The organism is Stenotrophomonas sp. PE591 (genome assembly GCF_018320795.1).
Lineage (GTDB): Bacteria > Pseudomonadota > Gammaproteobacteria > Xanthomonadales > Xanthomonadaceae > Stenotrophomonas > Stenotrophomonas maltophilia.
The window spans coordinates 469,400-485,757 of the sequence record NZ_JAAOKO010000002.1; the positions used below are offsets into that span (position 1 = coordinate 469,400).

The following is a 16,358-nucleotide window of genomic DNA, read 5'->3' on the forward strand; positions in this document are numbered from 1 at the left end:
CCGTTCAGCGCGGTGATTGAATCCTGAGCCATGCGCCCGGGGAACCGTCTCATCGCTATCTGTGCCGCCGTCGGACTGGGTCTGGCGAGCGTCAGCGCGTGGGCCGGTGAAGTCCGCCAGGTCCTGCTGAACACCGGCGCCACCGGCACCCGTGCCGAGATCTCGCTGGTCGGCAGTGGCGGCTACAAGACGCTTTCTCTGGCCGGTCCGAACCGTCTGGTGGTCGACTTCCCTGACTCCAGCGCCATACGCAACCTGAAGATGCCGGCTGCGCAGGGCGTGGTCACGGCGGTGCGTACCGGACAGCCGGTGCCGGGGACCTTCCGTGTCGTTTTCGACCTCGCTGAATCGGTGGCGCCGTTCCGCCCGCAGATGCAGCGGGAGGGCAATGAATCCAAGCTGGTGATCGAATGGCCGGGCGATGGCCCGGCCGTGGCCGCCAGCCGTCCGGCAGCGACACCGGCGGTGCAGCCGCAGGCACCGGTGGCGACGCCCGGGCCGACCCCGGCTGAAAGCGCACAGTCGCGTTCCGATGCCGCACGTGCGACCGCACTGCTGACCGCGCAGGTGCGGCAGCAGGCCAGTGCCACTGCCGCCACACCGGCCACGCCGACCCCGGCGCCGTCCACCGCGCCGGCCCAGGTTGCGGCGGCCGGTACCGTGGCCAGCAGCTCACCTTCTTCCTCGCCGGCCGCGATCCTGGCCGGCCAGCGCACCGCCGCCGTGGTGACCACGCCGCCGGCTACCGTGCCTGCACCGGCGCCGACGCCGGTGGAACCGCCGCGCCCGGCCATGCCCAGCGATGCCTCGCGCATCCGCATGCAGGCCGGCATGCGTCATCTGGTGGTCGCCATCGATCCCGGCCACGGTGGCCAGGATCCCGGCGCGATCGGCCCGACCGGCAAGCGCGAAAAGGATGTCACCCTGGCGGTGGCGCGTGAGCTGGCCCGCCAGGTCAATGCGACGCCGGGCCTGAAGGCCTATCTGACCCGCGACAGCGACGTGTTCATCCCGCTGCCGATGCGTGCGCAGAAGGCACGTGCAAACAAGGCCGACATCTTCATTTCGATCCATGCCGACGCGGCCGAAAACCGTTCGGCCACTGGTTCGTCGGTATACGTGCTGTCGACCAAGGGCGCCTCTTCGCAGCGCGCCCGCTGGCTGGCGGACAAGGAAAACGCGGCCGACCTGGTGGGTGGCGTGCGCCTGCAGCAGACCGAAGGCACGCTTGCCAACGTGCTGCTGGACCTTGCCCAGAGCGGTTACATGAAGGCGTCTGAAGATGCCGCCGGCCACGTGCTGGGCGGCCTGAAGCGGATCGGCAACAACCACAAGCCGAACATCGAACGTGCGAACTTCGCCGTGCTGCGCACCTCGGACATGCCGGCGATGCTGGTGGAAACCGCGTTCATCTCCAACCCGGACGAAGAACGCCGCCTGATCGATCCGGCCTACCAGCGCAAGATCGCCGGTGCCGTGCTCGACGGCGTGCACACCTTCTTCAGCCGCCAGCCACCGCCGGGCACGCTGTACGCAGCCCGTGCCCAGGCCGAGATCGACGCTGCCGGGACCATGGCCGGCGGCAGCAAGTAACCCGCCGAAGGCGGGTTGCTGCTTTCTGTAGCGTCGACTGTCAGTCGACTACGCGCGCAGCGCGGGGTTTTCGCCGCCCGGCGGAGGGCAGTCGACTGACAGTCGACTCTACACGGGGCGGCTCCGCTATCATCAACCCATGAAGTCTGCTGCCCATCCTCTCCCATGAGCGCGCCCGGACCGCGCCCGATCCGGCCGTTGCCGGAAATCCTGATCAACCAGATCGCCGCCGGCGAAGTGGTCGAACGTCCTGCGTCGGTGGTCAAGGAGCTGGTCGAGAACGCGATCGATGCCGGTGCCAGCCGCGTTGATATCGATCTTGAAGAGGGTGGTGTCCGCCTGATCCGCATCCGCGACAATGGCAGTGGCATCGCGCCGGAACAGCTGCCGCTGGCGGTCTCGCGCCACGCCACCAGCAAGATCGCCGATCTGGACGACCTCGAATCGGTGGCCACGCTCGGTTTCCGTGGCGAAGCGCTGCCGTCGATCGCCTCGGTCAGCCGCTTTACCCTGTCCTCGCGTCGCGCACATGACGAACACGGTTCGGCACTGCAGATCGAAGGCGGCAAGATCGGCGAAGTGACGCCACGTGCGCATGCACCCGGCACCACGGTGGAAGTGCGCGAGCTGTTCTACAACGTACCGGCGCGGCGCAAGTTTCTGCGCGCCGAGCGTACCGAACTGGGCCATATCGAAGAGTGGTTGCGTTCGCTGGCGCTTGCGCGACCGGATGTCGAGCTGCGCGTGTCGCACAACGGCAAGGCCTCGCGCCGCTACAAGCCGGGCGATCTGTATTCCGATGCGCGCCTGGCCGAAACGCTGGGCGAGGATTTCGCCAACCAGGCCGTGCGCGTCGACCACAGTGGTGCCGGCCTGCGCCTGCACGGCTGGATCGCGCAACCGCATTATTCGCGCGCCAGCGCCGACCAGCAGTACCTGTACGTCAACGGCCGTTCGGTGCGCGACCGCAGCGTCGCCCATGCGGTGAAGATGGCTTACGGCGATGTGCTGTACCACGGCCGCCAGCCAGCCTATGTGCTGTTCCTCGAGCTCGACCCGACCCGCGTTGACGTCAACGTGCACCCGGCCAAGCACGAGGTTCGCTTCCGTGATTCGCGGCTGGTGCACGATTTCGTCTACCGCACGCTGAAGGACGCGCTGGCTGATACCCGCGCCGGCATGTCGGCGCAGGAGATCGGTGCGGGTCCGGTGCATGCGGTGGACGCCGCTGCTGCACCGATGGCATCGAGCGCGGGCGCATCGGGTTTCGGGCTGGCGCGTGGACCTGCGCCCGGTGCCGGCTCGGGTGGCGGTGGTGGTGGTTTTTCCGGCTGGCGCCCGCAGCAGCCCCTTGGACTGCAGGTGGCCGATGCACCGGCGGCCTATGCCGCGCTGTATGCCGCGCCGGCCGGCGCCGAACGCGGTGCTGCGCTGCCGCCGATGCCGACCGAGAACGGACTGCCGGTGACCAGTGCCGACGCCGGCGTACCGCCGCTGGGCTACGCGATCGCGCAGCTGCACGGCATCTACATCCTGGCCGAGAACGCAGAAGGCCTGATCGTGGTCGACATGCATGCCGCGCACGAGCGCATCGGCTACGAGCGCCTGAAGAACGCGCACGATGGTATCGGCCTGCAGTCGCAGCCGCTGCTGGTGCCGATCACACTCGCCGTGGGCGAGCGCGAGGCCGACACCGCCGAAAGTGAAGCCGAAACGTTGGCGGCGCTTGGCTTCGAGGTGACCCGTGCCGGCCCCGGATCGCTGCACGTGCGCAGTATTCCAGCGCTGTTGGCGCATGCCGAACCGGAGGGGCTGCTGCGCGATGTGCTGACCGACCTGCGCGAGCACGGCCAGAGCCGCCGCGTGGCCAGCGCACGTGACGAACTGCTGTCCACAATGGCCTGTCACGGTGCGGTGCGTGCCAACCGGCGCCTGACCGTGCCGGAAATGAACGCGCTGCTGCGCGACATGGAAATCACCGAACGGTCTGGCCAGTGCAACCACGGCCGGCCGACCTGGGCCCGTTTTTCGCTGGCGGAGATCGACCGCTGGTTCCTGCGCGGACGTTGAGGGGAGCATCGATGCGTTATCGGGGAATGGGCGGCCTGCTGGCCGCCTTGCTGTTGGCCGCGTGCAGTCCGGCAACACCGCCGGCGCCGAAGGTTACCGAAGATCCGGCCTATGCGGCCGCGCAGCAGCAATGGCGGGTGGCCCGCTACCAGGACCTGACCCGGCCCGATGGCTGGACGGCCCTGGTCGGCCTGCACTGGCTGCAGAACAAATCACACTTCGTCGGCAGTGGTGCCACCAACGGCATCCGCCTGACGGTTGGCCCGGACAAGCTGGGCCTGCTGCGTCGCGAGGGCAGCCAGTGGTGGTTCACGCCCGAAGCCGGTGTGGATGTCAGCCATGATGGCCAGCCGGTGCGCGGCCGTATCCGCATCGACACCGACAAGGATCCGCAGCCAACCCTGTTGGCCTTCGACGGTGGCAAGGGCCAGCTCAGCATCATCCGGCGCGGGCCGCGCGATGCGCTGCGGGTCAAGCATGCCGATGCGCCGGCGCGCCGTGATTTCGCCGGGCTGGAGTACTGGCCGGGTGGCCCGGACTGGCAGGTGCAGGCACGCTTCATCCCGCATCCGGCGGGCAAGACCCTGCCCATTGTCGACATCACCGGCCTGACCACCGAGATGCCCAATACGGGTGCGGTCGAATTCGAACGCGACGGCCGCACATGGCGGCTGGAGGCGATCGGAGCCACCGGGCAGCCGCTGTTCCTGATCTTTGCCGACCGCACCAGTGGCCGCGGCAGTTATCCGGCCGGGCGCTACCTGGATACCGATGCGCCGGCAGCCGACGGCACGCTACGCATCGATTTCAATCATGCCTACAACCCGCCGTGTGCATTCACCGCCTATGCCACGTGCCCGCTGGCGCCGCCGGAAAACCGGCTGGACCTGCGCATGGAAGCGGGCGAGAAGGCCTACCACCTGTCTGAAGGAGAGGGCTGAGATGCCGTTGAAGGGACTGTTCCGTGCAACGCTGCTGATGGCAGCGTTTGCAATCGCACCGCTGGCACCGGCGCGCAATGCACCGGCCACCGACGCCGCGGCCACGGCGGCGGCCAAGCCGCCGGTGCCGCTGCTGTGGAAGGTGACCGGCCCGGGTGATTCACGCGTATACCTGCTTGGATCATTCCACCTGTTGAAACCGCAGGACTACCCGCTGTCGCCCGATGTCGAGCAGGCCTTCGAGGCCTCGCAGCGGGTCGTGTTCGAACTTTCGCCCGAGGACATGCAGTCGCCGCAGCTGGCCAGCCGCATGGTGCAGGCTGCAGTGCGCACCGATGGCAGCGAGCTCAAGCGCGATCTCGACGCGGCCACCTGGCAGAAGCTGCAGGCGTTCGCATCCGAGAACAAGCTTCCGTTGGCACAGATGCAGGGCATGAAGCCTTGGTTCGTCGGCCTGAGCATTTCGGTCGGGCAGATGCAGAAGATGGGCCTGGACCCGGCGCTGGGCCTGGACCGTCATTTCATGGAGCGCGCGCAGAAGACCGGCCGCAGGACCGCTGGGTTGGAAGACATCGATACCCAGATCGGCATGCTCGACGGCATGACCGTGCAGGAGCAGCGACAGATGCTGTCCGAGGCGCTGGATCAGGCGGGCAAGGGCGATGAGCAGGCGCGCCAGCTGCATGATGCCTGGCGGCGAGGCGATGAGCGCGTGTTGTGGACGAAGATGGCCGCGGAAATGCGCCAGCAGTATCCGCAGCTTTACCAGCGCATCAACACCGGGCGCAACGATGCGTGGGTACCGAAGCTGCTGCCGTACCTGCAGGCCGGGCAGGGTGGCACGCTGGTGGTGGTCGGTACGCTGCACCTTCTGGGCGGTGACGGCGTGGTCGAGAAGCTGAAGGCGAAGGGCTACAAGGTCGAACGCGTATGCACGGGGTGCAAGGCGAAACGTTGATGCTCCCCCGGGGCACAAAACAAAGCGGCGCGCCATTGGGCGCGCCGTTTTCGTATCCGCCGGTACATCGGCTCAGCGGCGGGTCTTGCCGCCGGTGCCGGTACCGGGTTCGTTGGGCTTGTTGCCGGTACCGGTACCGGTGCCGGTGCCGGTACCACCCGGTCGCGGACCACCGAAACCGGTGCCCATGCTGCGCTGGAATTCCTGCCACAGCTCCAGGTTGCGCTCGGTCAACTGGTTCATCATCGCCCACGGGGTCTGGCCCAGCAGGTTGCCCATCTGCTGGCGGAACTGTTGCTGCTGGTCGAGGAAGACCTGCATGCTGCGCTCCAGGTAGTTGCCCATGAAGCCCTGCAGGGAATCGCCGTAGAAGCGGATCAGCTGGCTCAGCAGCTGGGTGGACAGCATCGGTTCGCCGTCCTGTTCCTGGTCGGCGATGATCTGCAGCAGGACCGAACGGGTGAGGTCGTCGCCGCTCTTGGCGTCACGGACTTCGAAGTCTTCACCGTCCAGGATCAGCTGGCGCACGTCCTCGATGGTGATGTAGCTGGAGATCTCGGTGTCGTAGAGACGGCGGTTCGGATACTTCTTGATGATGCGGGTCGCAGCCATTGAAGCGGTCACTCGTCACAGTAGATGCGAAGCATGGCGCAGTGCAGCAGCCGTTGCAACCGCCTCAGCCCCCGCCAGGCTTGGCTTTCACAGGGGATCATGTTGCGCAACAAGGGTTTGCGTGCTGCGCAGCATGACCATCGGCAGGGGCGGCGGGTGTGCGCCGCCGAGGCCGCCGCGGCCGCCGGCGCGGCTTACCAACCCATATGGTGGCCGCCATTGATGTCCAGGTTGCTGCCGGTGATCCACGAGGCTTCCTCCGCCACCAGGAAGGACACCCCGTAAGCGATTTCCTCCGGCTTGCCGAGGCGCCCGGTGGGAATGTCGGCGACGATCTTGGCGCGCACTTCCTCCGGCACCGCCATCACCATGTCGGTGGCCACGTAGCCGGGCGAAATGGTGTTGACGGTGATGCCGAAGCCGGCGTTCTCGCGCGCCAGCGAGATGGTGAAGCCGTGCATGCCGGCCTTGGCCGCCGCGTAGTTGGCCTGGCCGTACTGGCCCTTCAGGCCGTTGATCGAGCTGATCTGGATGACCCGGCCCCAGCCGCGGCGGCGCATGCCCTCGATGACCGGGCGGGTGACGTTGAACACCGAATTGAGGTTGGTGTTGATCACATCGTGCCACTGGTCCGCGCGCATGCGATGGAACGTGGTGTCGCGGGTGATGCCCGCGTTGTTGACCAGGATCTCGACCGGGCCCAGCTCGGCCTCGACGGCGCGCACCAGCGCTTCGGCGCTGCCTGGATCGGAGACATCGCCCGGGAAGATCGACACGCTGTAGCCGCGTTCGGTCATTGCCTGCTGCCAGGCGCGGGCCTTGGCCTCGTCGCGGTAGTTGGTGGCGACCCGGTGGCCCTGGTCGGCCAGGCGTTGGCAGATGGCGGTGCCGATGCCGCCGGTTCCGCCGGTGACCAGTGCGACGCGAGATGTCATGGAGTGTTGTCCGGGTGTCGGGTGGGGGAAGGGGGATTCTGCAACATCGGCGCGGAAAGTGCGCCGGCTGGCAACAGGATGTCGGTCCGCGGCAGTCGTGCCGGGTCGAAGGCCTGCCGAGCGGTGGCCAGCAGCGTATCCAGGTCGTGCGCAGGTTCCAGCGCCCCAGGTGCCTGGCCGAGCAGCTTCCAGAGCTGGCGCAGCACGGGCAGCGGATGCGAACTGTCCACCGGCAGCGCCGCCAGCGACTTGGACAGTTTGTGGCCCGGCGCATCCAGCAGCAGCGGCAGGTGCCAGTAGCGCGGCACCGCCAGCCCCAATGCCTGCTGCAGCAGGATCTGCCGCGCGGTGGAGTCGAGCAGGTCGGCGCCGCGCACCACTTCGGTCACTCCTTGCACGGCGTCATCGACCACCACCGCCAACTGGTAGGCCCAGCAGCCATCGGCGCGGCGCAGCACGAAGTCGCCGACCTCGGCATGCACGTCCTGCTGCTGCGGTCCACGCAGGCCATCGTCGAAGTGCACGATGCTGCACGGTGGCACGCGAAAGCGGACGGCAGGGTCCGGTCGACGTTGCCGGGCGACGCAACGATGGTGGATGCCGCCGTTGGCGGCCAGGTCGCTGCGGCTGCAGTGGCAGACAAAGGCCTGGTCGCTGGCCAGCAGCACGTCCAGCGCGGCCTGGTAGGCCTCGCCGCGGGTGCTCTGCCAGAGGATCGGGCCATCGTGGACCAGGCCGAACGCGGCCAGCGCCCGCAGCTGTGACTCGGCGGCGCCGGGCACGGTGCGTGGTGGATCGACGTCTTCGATGCGCAGCCGCCACAAGCCGCCGTTATGTCGCGCGAGCAGCCAGCTGCCGAAGGCGGCGAGCAGGGATCCGGGATGGAGCAGGCCGGTCGGCGAGGGCGCGAAACGACCGCAGGGAATGGGGGAGGTCATGCTGGCTGAATCGTCGGTCAGGTTGGCGCTTGAATTCAAGCTGACCACACCGCAAATTGACCGGTATCGACCCCTTCCGAGCCGGATTTTCCCATGTTTACCCGCATTGCCCTGTTCCTGGCGACCAACTTCGCGGTCCTGATTCTCGCCAGCATCGTGATGTCGTTGCTCGGGGTCAATCCAAGCCAGATGAGCGGCCTGCTGGTCATGGCCGCGATCTTCGGCTTCGGTGGCTCCTTCATCTCGCTGCTGCTCTCCAAGTGGATGGCCAAGCGCTCCACCGGTGCGGTGGTGATCACCGAGCCGCGCAACCAGACCGAGCGCTGGCTGCTGGCCACCGTCGAGCGCCAAGCCAAGGCGGCCGGTATCGGCATGCCCGAAGTAGCGGTGTACGAAGGCCCGGAGATCAACGCCTTCGCCACTGGCGCCAACCGCAACAACGCGCTGGTCGCGGTGTCCACCGGCCTGCTGCACAACATGAGCGAAGACGAGGCCGAAGCGGTGCTGGGCCACGAGATCGCCCACGTCGCCAACGGTGACATGATCACCATGGCGCTGCTGCAGGGCGTGCTGAACACCTTCGTGATCGTGCTGGCCCGCGTGGTCGGCGGCATTATCGACAGCGCGCTGTCCGGCAACCGCGAAGGCGGCGGCCGTGGCTTCGCCTATTACATTATCGTGTTCGTGCTGGAGATGGTGTTCGGCCTGTTCGCCACCATGATCTCGATGTGGTTCTCGCGCCACCGCGAGTTCCGCGCCGACGCCGGCGGTGCCTCGCTGGCCGGCCGCCAGAAGATGATCGCCGCGTTGGAGCGGCTGCAGCTGAACCACGGCCAGAGCACGCTGCCGACCCAGATTGCCGCCTTCGGTATTGCCGGTTCGACGGCGAAGAAGCTGTTCATGAGCCATCCGCCGCTGGAAGAGCGCATCGCCGCGCTGCGGGCGTCGACGGTGGCGTGAGCTTTCGCTCGTAAAGCAGTGCAGGAACGCCTGGCCTCGCGCCGGGCGTTTTTGTTTGCGCGGTGCATTGCTGATGCCGGATCGTGCCCGGCGGATCGTTTCCGCGCCTGCGGGGAGGTGTCACTTTCTTTGCTCGTGCAAAGAAAGTAACCAAAGAAACACGCCGCCAGGGCGCGAGCCGACGTGCTGCGCACGCCGGTACCCTGCGCTCCTCGGCCCGTCGAGGGACGGTGCGGGAACTCGCTGCGCTCAGACACCCGCACCTCTTCGCCCTCGCCGGACCTGCGGTGCTCGGCTCGCTCAAGGCGGACCCAAGGTCAAATGCCACAGCTGCACCCAGTAGATCCACGCCACGTGTGGATGCTGTCGATCTTGATCTTGATCTTCCAGTCCGCCTTGAGCGAGCCGAGCATCGCAGGGGAATCAGGGGCGAAGAGGCGCCGGTGTCTGAGCGCAGCGAGTTCGGCGCCGTCCCCTGATTCTCCGAGAAGCGCAGGGAACCGTTGCGTAGCGACGGCTCGCGGCTGGCGGAGCGTTTCTTTGGTTACTTTCTTTGCGCGCAAAGAAAGTGACACCCCTCCGCGGTCGCGGAAACGACTCTCCGTGCGCGCAAACGAAAACGGCACCCTCGCAGGTGCCGTCTCCATGAGCCGCTTTACGCGAAACCTCAGAACTTCGCGTCGAACTCCGCCGCGTAGCCAGTGTTCACCAGCACCTTCTGCAGCGACTCGGCCACCTTCAGGTTGCCGGCAACGATCTGGTGGGTCTCCGGGCCACGGTTGTCCATCCGGCCCAGGGTCGCGCCCTTGAAGTCGCAGACCTTGCCACCCGCCTCGCGGACCAGCAGCAGGCCGGCAGCGATGTCCCACGCCTTCACGCCGGCTTCGAAATAGGCGTCGGCGCGGCCGCAGGCCACGTAGGCCAGGTCCAGCGCGGCCGAACCGGTGCGGCGGATGTCCTCAGCCTGGACCAGCAGGGTGTCGACCGACTTCAGCTGCGCGCTGGCGCGGCTGCGTTCACGCGGGGCGAAGCCGGTGTGGATCATCGTGCCTTCCAGATCCTTGCGGTCGGCCACGCGGATGCGGCGGTCGTTCAGCACGGCGCCGGCGCCACGGCTTGCGGTGAACAGTTCATTGCGCAGCGGATCGAAGATGACGGCATCGGTCGGCTCGCCGTTCTCGACCAGGGCGATCGACACGCAGTAGTGCGGCACGCCGCGCAGGTAGTTGCTGGTGCCATCCAGCGGGTCGATGACCCACATCTGGCGGCGCTCGCCCTGCACGCCACCTTCTTCACCGAAGATGCCGTAATCCGGGTAGGCGCGCTTGAGTTCCTTGACGATGACCTTTTCCGCGTCCGCATCCACTTCGCTGGCGTAGTCCATCCGGCCCTTCTGCACCACGTTCAGTGCCTCGAGCTTGTTGATGTTGCGCAACAGGACGTTGCCGGCGAGGCGGGCGGCCTTGACCATGACGGTGACGGCGGGTTTCTGCATGGCGTGGGCTCCCGGAAAGGCAGAAGAGATGGACTGGCGGGGGAAAAGAGCGGGTCCGGCGCAGTGGCCGGCCGCACAGTTTACCATTGGTCATCGTCCAGCTCGACCTTTTCCCTGTTCATGTCCCAGTTTCCCGCCGCCACCCGCCTCCGATTCGTCCTGGTCGGTACCCAGCACCCCGGCAACATGGGGGCTGCCGCCCGCGCCCTGAAGACCATGGGCCTGGCCCGCCTGGTGCTGGTCGCCCCCGAAAAGCCGCTGGACGAGGAGGCCTTCCGTCGCTCGGCCGGTGCCGAAGACGTGCTGGGGGACGCTCCGGTGGTGGCCACCCTGGCCGAGGCCGTGGCGGATTGCCGCCTGGTACTGGGTTGCACGGCCCGTGCCCGCCGCGTCCAGCTGGAGGAGTACCTGCCGGCCGATGCCGCTGCCCGTGCGGTGGCCAAGGCGGGCGAAGGTGCCGAGGTCGCACTGGTATTCGGCCGCGAGCGCACCGGCCTGACCAACGAGGAGCTGCAGCTCTGCCACGCCGCAGTGCACATCCCGTCAGACCCGGAGTTCAGCTCGCTCAACCTGGCCGCCGCCGTGCAGGTGCTGGCGTACGAAACGCGCATGCAGCTGCTGGGCGCGCAGCCGGCCGCCGACGCCGAGCCGGGCTTCCGCGAACAGGCCGCCAGCCATGAGCAGATGGAGAGCTTCTTCGCCCAGCTCGGCGACACCCTGGACGAGATCGATTTCCACAAGGGCCGCGCGCCGGAATCGGCGATGCGCAAGCTGCGCCGCCTGTTCCTGCGCAGCGAGCCGAGCGAGCAGGAAGTGCGCCTGTTGCGCGGCATCCTCGCCGACACCCAGCGCATGGCGCGTCTGGCCCAGGCCGGCAGCAAGGACAGCTGACGACGTTCTCATTTTTTCGGGTAGTCTGTTTGGATACCCAGGGGGGGATGACGTCTGTGTCGGGTCTGCGAAAGGCAATGCAGAGGGGACTGCTGAGCCTGGCCATGGTCCTGCTGGCCGGAGCCGTGCATGCGGCACCGGATCCGGTGCTGGTGCTGGGCCGGATCAGCGATGACCCCCAGGCTCACTACGAGCAGCTGCAACCCCTGCTGGACTACGTGGTGGCGCGCATGCATGACGTCGGCATCCAGGAGGGGCGGGTACTGATGGCCCGCGACCCGCAGCAGATGGCCAGCTATCTGCGGCGGGGACGGGTCGACTGGGTCACGGAAACCTCCGGTACGGCGGTGGCACTGGGCCAGCGCAGTGGTGCGCGGCCGCTGCTGTTGACCGAGCGCAACGGGGTGCGCGAATACCAGACGGTGTTCTTCGTGCGCAGCGACAGTCCCATCCAGCGGGTGCAGGATCTGCGCGGCCATCGCCTGGCCCTGCAGAACACGGCATCCACCAGCGCCTACCTGGTACCGGTGATGACCCTGCTGGACCATGGCCTGTCGCCGCAGATCCTGGCCGGGGTCTGGGACGTGCCAGGGCGTGACAGCGTGGGGTATGTGTTCGCGCGCAGCGAGTTGAACATCGCGACGTACGTGCACAAGGGGATGGCGGATGTGGGGGCGGTGAGCAGCGTGGACTGGAACGACGAGCGGCGGGTGCCGGCTGCATTCCGGCGCGATTTCCGCGAACTGCTGCGCACCGAACCCTATCCGCGTGCGGTGGAGATGGTCCGCGCCGACCTCGATGCCCGGGTGCGCGACCGCCTGCAGGAAGTCCTGCTGCAGGCAGCCAGCGACCCGCAGGCACAGGGCGCGTTGCATCGGTTTTTTGGCACTTCCGGTTTCCACCGTGTCGATGCGCATGCGCAGCAGCGGTTGGATGAATTGAAACAAGGATTGACGCGCGTGCGGATGGAAGTGGAATGAAGTGGCTCGGCTCGGGGATGCAGGCCCGGTTCCTGCTGGCGATGGGCGGAGCGATGGTCGTGGTGGTCGCCATCCTGGCGGTGCTGCTGGGGCGCCAGACGGCGATGCAGAGCGAGGTGCGCACCCTCAGCGGTGGCGTCATCCATGAATTGTTCGACCGCAGCGTGCGCAGCCGCGGCGAGGCGATGGCGCGCGAGTTGTCCGATGCGCTGGCCAACCCGCTGTATTACCGCGACCTGGACCAGGTCGGCGTGCTGGTGCGCAGCACGGCGCGACAGCCGGTGGTGCGCTATGTACTGGTGTTCGACGAGCGCGGCCGGCTGGTGCACGACGGCTCGGTCGAGGTCCCGGGATTCGGCCAGCCGATGGCCGATCCCCTGGCACCCAAGGCTGCGGCGGCGCAGGCCTTGCTGGTGCAGGAATCGCCGAAGGTGCTGGACAACACGATGCCGATCATGGTCGGCAACCAGCGCATCGGCGGCGTCCGCGTCGGCATGGCGCTGGACGAAGTACAGCAACGCGAGCAGGCGGCCAACGCCACCCTTGGCGAGCGCCTGCAACTGGTCGGCAGCCGCCACCTGGGTTGGTTGCTGCTGATGCTGGGGTTGCTGGTGGTGATCGGCGTGGTGGTGATCCTGTACGTGCAGCGCACGCTGGTCGCGCCGATCCGCGATCTGGCCGCGGCCGCGCGCCGCATCGAGGCCGGTGACTACCAGACGCCCCTGGCCGAGAACACCCGTGACGACGAAGTGGGTGAGCTGGTGCGCGGCTTCGCCCGCATGCGCGATGCGATCGCCCGCCATGACCGTGAAGTGCGGCGCATGGCCTATACCGACGCGCTGACCGGGCTGACCAACCGGCTGGCATTCCGCGAAGCGCTGGACCATCGGCTGATGGCCGCGCGTGCCGCCAATCACCGGTTGGGCCTGCTGTTCGCCGACATCGACGATTTCAAGCGGGTCAACGACACGCTTGGCCATGAGGCCGGTGACGAGGCGTTGCTGCAGTTCGCACAGCGCATCGGCCGCGCCGTTGCGGAGGCAGGCGGCGACGAGGCCCTGCTGGCCCGCTTCGGCGGTGACGAGTTCGTGATCCTGGTGGGCGACGGTGATGTGGCCGCCAACGCGCGGCTGCTGGCCGAAGTGCTGGTGCGCGAGCTGGGCAGGCCGCTGGTGGTGCAGGGCAGGGAGCTGTTCCTGGGCACCTCGATCGGCGTGACCCTGTTCCCCGACGATGCGGCCGATGCGACCACCCTGTTGAAAAACGGCGACATCGCCATGTACCAGGCGAAGATGGCCGGCAAGAACTGCTATCGCTACTACAGCCGGGCGATGGACCACGCGGTCGAACGTCGCGTGCATATGGAACAGGAGCTGCGCGGCGCCTGGGAGCGCGGCGAACTGCGCCTGGCCTACCAGCCGATCTTCCGCATGCGCGACCGCCGCATGGTCGGCGTCGAAGTGCTGCTGCGCTGGCAGCATCCGACCCTGGGCACGATTCCGCCATCGGTGTTCATCGAGGTGGCCGAGCAGAGTGGTCTGATCGAGATCATCGGCCCGAAAGTACTGCGTGCGGCCTGCATGGAGGCCTCGCAGTGGCCGCGCGGGGCGGCCGGGGACGACCTGTTCGTGTCGGTGAACGTGTCACCGCGGCAGCTGCGCGGCGGCGAACTGCCGGCGCTGGTCGCGCAATGCCTGCATGAGTCCGGGCTGCCAGCGTCGCGCCTGCATCTGGAGCTGACCGAGACCGCGGTGATCGGTGACGAGATGGTCGCCGCACAGCTGCTGGACAAGCTGCACCGCGCCGGCGTGAAGGTCTGGCTGGATGATTTCGGGACCGGCTTCTCTGGGCTCAGTCATCTGCGCCAGGTGCCGGTGGACGGCGTGAAGATCGACAAGAGCTTCGTGGCCGACATGCAGCGTGATCCCGACGACCTCGCATTGACCACGGCGATCATCGCCATGGCCCACGCGCTGGGCATCACGGTGGTGGCCGAGGGCATCGAGCAGCAGGCGCAGTTCGAACTGCTGGCGCAGCGCGGCTGCGATCTGGGGCAGGGCTACTGGCTGAGCCACCCGGTCACCGCCACCGAAGTGGTGCGGATGATCGAATCGGGCGTTTGACCGATTGACGTTGTGCCGTGGGTCATCCCTTTTCCGCAGGAAAAGGGATGACCCACGCTACGGAATTACACCGGGCGCTTGCTCGGGTCGCCGGGCAGTTCGCGCACCAGCTTCGGGACCAGATAGCCGGACAGGCGCGCGGTCAACCCGGCAATCAATGCCTTGGCCCGGGTGTCGTCCACTTCGAAGTGGGCCACACCTTCGACCCGGTCCAGCTGGTGCAGGTAGTAGGGCAGCACGCCGGCGGCGAAGCTGCGCTCGCTCAGGTCCTGCAGGGCCTGCACGCTGTCGTTGACCCCGCGCAGCAATACCGCCTGGTTCAGCAGCTGGGCGCCGGTACCGCGCAGACGGGCCATCGCCGCGTCCACGCTGGCATCGAATTCATTGGCATGGTTGGCGTGGACCACGACCGCCAGCGGCCACGGCAGGCTGCCCAGCCAGGTGACCAGTTCATCGTCCACGCGCTCGGGCAGCACGATCGGCAGCCGGGTATGGATGCGCAGGCGGCGGATATGCGGGATCGCGCGCAGGGCGTCGGTCAGCTCGACCAGCTTGTGCGTGGCCAGCGACAGCGGGTCACCGCCGGACAGGATCACCTCGTCGATGTCGGGGTCGGCGGCGATGGCGGCTACGGCCTCCTGCCAGCCGCCCTTGGCTGCATTTTCCGCGCCATAGTCGAAGTGGCGGCGGAAGCAGTAGCGGCAGTTGATCGCACAGCTGCCCGTCGCCACCAGCAGGGCGCGGCCACGGTACTTCTGGATGACGCCGGTGGCCTTCTTGGCCGCACCATCACCCACCGCATCGAAGCTGAACCCGGGCGCCGGGCGCATTTCCTCGTCGATCGGCAGCACCTGCCGCAGCAGCGGATCGGCCGGATCGCCCTTGCGCATGCGGGCCACGAACCCCTCCGGCACGCGCAGCGCGAACTGGGCCATGGCCGCTTCGGAGACGCCCAGTGCCGCCGGGTCCAGCTGCAGCCGGGCCAGCAGCGCCTGCGGGTCGCGCAGTGCCTGGCGCCAGAGCTGCTGCCAGCGCGCGGGCGCGCCTGGCGACTGGGGCCGGGGGAAGGCGGAAAGCTGCATGGAGAGGGGGCCTGCGGTTATCATGGGGGCAGAAAAACAGTCGCCCACCGGCACCCGGTGGGCTTTCCATTCTAACGGCTCGCCGCACCCGCGGCGTTTTTGCCACTCAGGAGTTTACGCATGGCCAGCTACGGCATGAACGACGTCAAGAACGGGATGAAGATCCTGGTCAACAACCAACCGGCCGTCATCATCGACACCGAATACGTCAAGCCGGGCAAGGGCCAGGCCTTCACCCGCGTGAAGTACCGCCTGATCAAGGACGGCCGTACCCAGGAAGTGACCATGAAGTCGACCGACTCGCTGGATGCAGCCGACGTCGTCGATACCGACATGAACTTCATGTACAGCGACGGCGAGTACTGGCACTTCATGGACCCGGAATCCTTCGAGCAGGTCCAGGCCACCAAGGCCGGCATGGGCGGCGCCGAGAAGTGGCTGAAGGGCGAGGAGTCCTGCGTGGTCACCCTGTGGAACGGTGAGCCGATCTTCGTGCAGCCGCCGAACTTCGTCGAGCTGAAGATCACCGAAACCGATCCGGGCGTCCGTGGCGACACCTCGGGCGGCGGCGGCAAGCCGGCCACCCTGGAAACCGGTGCCGTGGTCCGCGTGCCGCTGTTCGTGAACCAGGACGAAGTGATCCGCGTCGACACCCGTTCGGGCGAATACTCCGCACGCGTCAAGTAATCCGGCGCAGCCGGATTACGGTAGTGCCGGCCGCTGGCCGGATACGCGCCAGCGCGTTCGCGCTGGCGCTCCCATGATCTGCTTCGGCAGATC

14 protein-coding genes are annotated in these 16,358 nt (G+C 67.4%); 9 read left to right on the forward strand and 5 right to left on the reverse strand.

Annotation, left to right across the window (positions count from 1 at the left end; translation table 11 throughout):
* The first annotated feature begins 30 nt into the window (after positions 1–30).
* The 4 genes from JLDANKMP_RS07425 to JLDANKMP_RS07440 all read left to right on the forward strand — a co-directional run bounded on the left by JLDANKMP_RS07425 (position 31) and on the right by JLDANKMP_RS07440 (position 5,562).
* Positions 31–1,593: an N-acetylmuramoyl-L-alanine amidase gene (locus JLDANKMP_RS07425; RefSeq protein WP_099606064.1), complete on the forward strand. Its 1,563-nt coding sequence runs from the start codon at positions 31–33 to the stop codon at positions 1,591–1,593.
* Between the two features lie 165 nt (positions 1,594–1,758).
* Positions 1,759–3,663 (forward strand): DNA mismatch repair endonuclease MutL, encoded by a 1,905-nt coding sequence (gene mutL, locus JLDANKMP_RS07430; protein ID WP_212560830.1) that lies wholly within the window; start codon positions 1,759–1,761, stop codon positions 3,661–3,663.
* Between the two features lie 11 nt (positions 3,664–3,674).
* Positions 3,675–4,604, forward strand: a complete 930-nt coding sequence (locus JLDANKMP_RS07435; RefSeq protein ID WP_212560831.1) for a DUF1684 domain-containing protein — start codon at positions 3,675–3,677, stop codon at positions 4,602–4,604.
* A gap of 1 nt (position 4,605) precedes the next feature.
* Positions 4,606–5,562 (forward strand): TraB/GumN family protein, encoded by a 957-nt coding sequence (locus JLDANKMP_RS07440; RefSeq protein WP_024958298.1) that lies wholly within the window; start codon positions 4,606–4,608, stop codon positions 5,560–5,562.
* Positions 5,563–5,634: 72 nt separating this feature from the next.
* Here JLDANKMP_RS07440 and phaR read toward each other — a convergent pair whose 3' ends face one another.
* From phaR to gluQRS, 3 genes are all read right to left on the reverse strand, one after another.
* Positions 5,635–6,174, reverse strand: a complete 540-nt coding sequence (gene phaR / locus JLDANKMP_RS07445; protein WP_107231006.1) for a polyhydroxyalkanoate synthesis repressor PhaR — start codon at positions 6,172–6,174, stop codon at positions 5,635–5,637.
* A 194-nt stretch (positions 6,175–6,368) separates the two neighbouring features.
* Positions 6,369–7,109, reverse strand: a complete 741-nt coding sequence (gene phbB / locus JLDANKMP_RS07450) for an acetoacetyl-CoA reductase (protein WP_005410389.1) — start codon at positions 7,107–7,109, stop codon at positions 6,369–6,371.
* Complete coding sequence (gene gluQRS / locus JLDANKMP_RS07455; protein ID WP_212560832.1) at positions 7,106–8,047, reverse strand: tRNA glutamyl-Q(34) synthetase GluQRS; 942 nt, start codon at positions 8,045–8,047, stop codon at positions 7,106–7,108. Before gluQRS ends, phbB begins: the two co-directional genes overlap by 4 nt.
* 93 nt (positions 8,048–8,140) lie before the next feature.
* Here gluQRS and htpX point away from each other — a divergent pair, with 93 nt between their 5' ends.
* Positions 8,141–9,007 carry a protease HtpX gene (gene htpX, locus JLDANKMP_RS07460; protein WP_005410387.1) on the forward strand — a complete coding sequence of 289 codons (867 nt, stop codon included), beginning with the start codon at positions 8,141–8,143 and terminating at the stop codon, positions 9,005–9,007.
* A 667-nt stretch (positions 9,008–9,674) separates the two neighbouring features.
* On the opposite strand, the gene JLDANKMP_RS07465 is transcribed toward htpX, so the two are convergent.
* A complete protein-coding gene (locus JLDANKMP_RS07465; protein ID WP_005410386.1) occupies positions 9,675–10,502 on the reverse strand; it encodes an inositol monophosphatase family protein in 828 nt (275 codons plus the stop codon).
* A gap of 120 nt (positions 10,503–10,622) precedes the next feature.
* Between JLDANKMP_RS07465 and JLDANKMP_RS07470 the strand changes: the two genes are divergently transcribed.
* Genes JLDANKMP_RS07470 through JLDANKMP_RS07480 form a run of 3 tightly spaced genes read left to right on the forward strand, consistent with a single transcriptional unit; the run spans position 10,623 to position 14,496 of the window.
* Entirely contained in the window at positions 10,623–11,393 is a 771-nt protein-coding gene (locus JLDANKMP_RS07470) for an RNA methyltransferase (RefSeq protein WP_005414025.1), read from the forward strand.
* A 47-nt stretch (positions 11,394–11,440) separates the two neighbouring features.
* Positions 11,441–12,373, forward strand: coding sequence for a phosphate/phosphite/phosphonate ABC transporter substrate-binding protein (locus tag JLDANKMP_RS07475; RefSeq protein ID WP_212560833.1), 933 nt, complete (start codon positions 11,441–11,443; stop codon positions 12,371–12,373).
* Entirely contained in the window at positions 12,370–14,496 is a 2,127-nt protein-coding gene (locus JLDANKMP_RS07480) for a GGDEF domain-containing protein (RefSeq protein WP_212560834.1), read from the forward strand. The genes JLDANKMP_RS07475 and JLDANKMP_RS07480 overlap by 4 nt, the downstream gene beginning before the upstream one ends.
* A 65-nt stretch (positions 14,497–14,561) precedes the next feature.
* On the opposite strand, the gene epmB is transcribed toward JLDANKMP_RS07480, so the two are convergent.
* Positions 14,562–15,602 (reverse strand): EF-P beta-lysylation protein EpmB, encoded by a 1,041-nt coding sequence (epmB, locus tag JLDANKMP_RS07485; RefSeq protein ID WP_086010234.1) that lies wholly within the window; start codon positions 15,600–15,602, stop codon positions 14,562–14,564.
* 96 nt (positions 15,603–15,698) lie between these two features.
* Here epmB and efp point away from each other — a divergent pair, with 96 nt between their 5' ends.
* Positions 15,699–16,265 (forward strand): elongation factor P, encoded by a 567-nt coding sequence (efp, locus tag JLDANKMP_RS07490; RefSeq protein WP_005410381.1) that lies wholly within the window; start codon positions 15,699–15,701, stop codon positions 16,263–16,265.
* Positions 16,266–16,358: the final 93 nt, after the last annotated feature.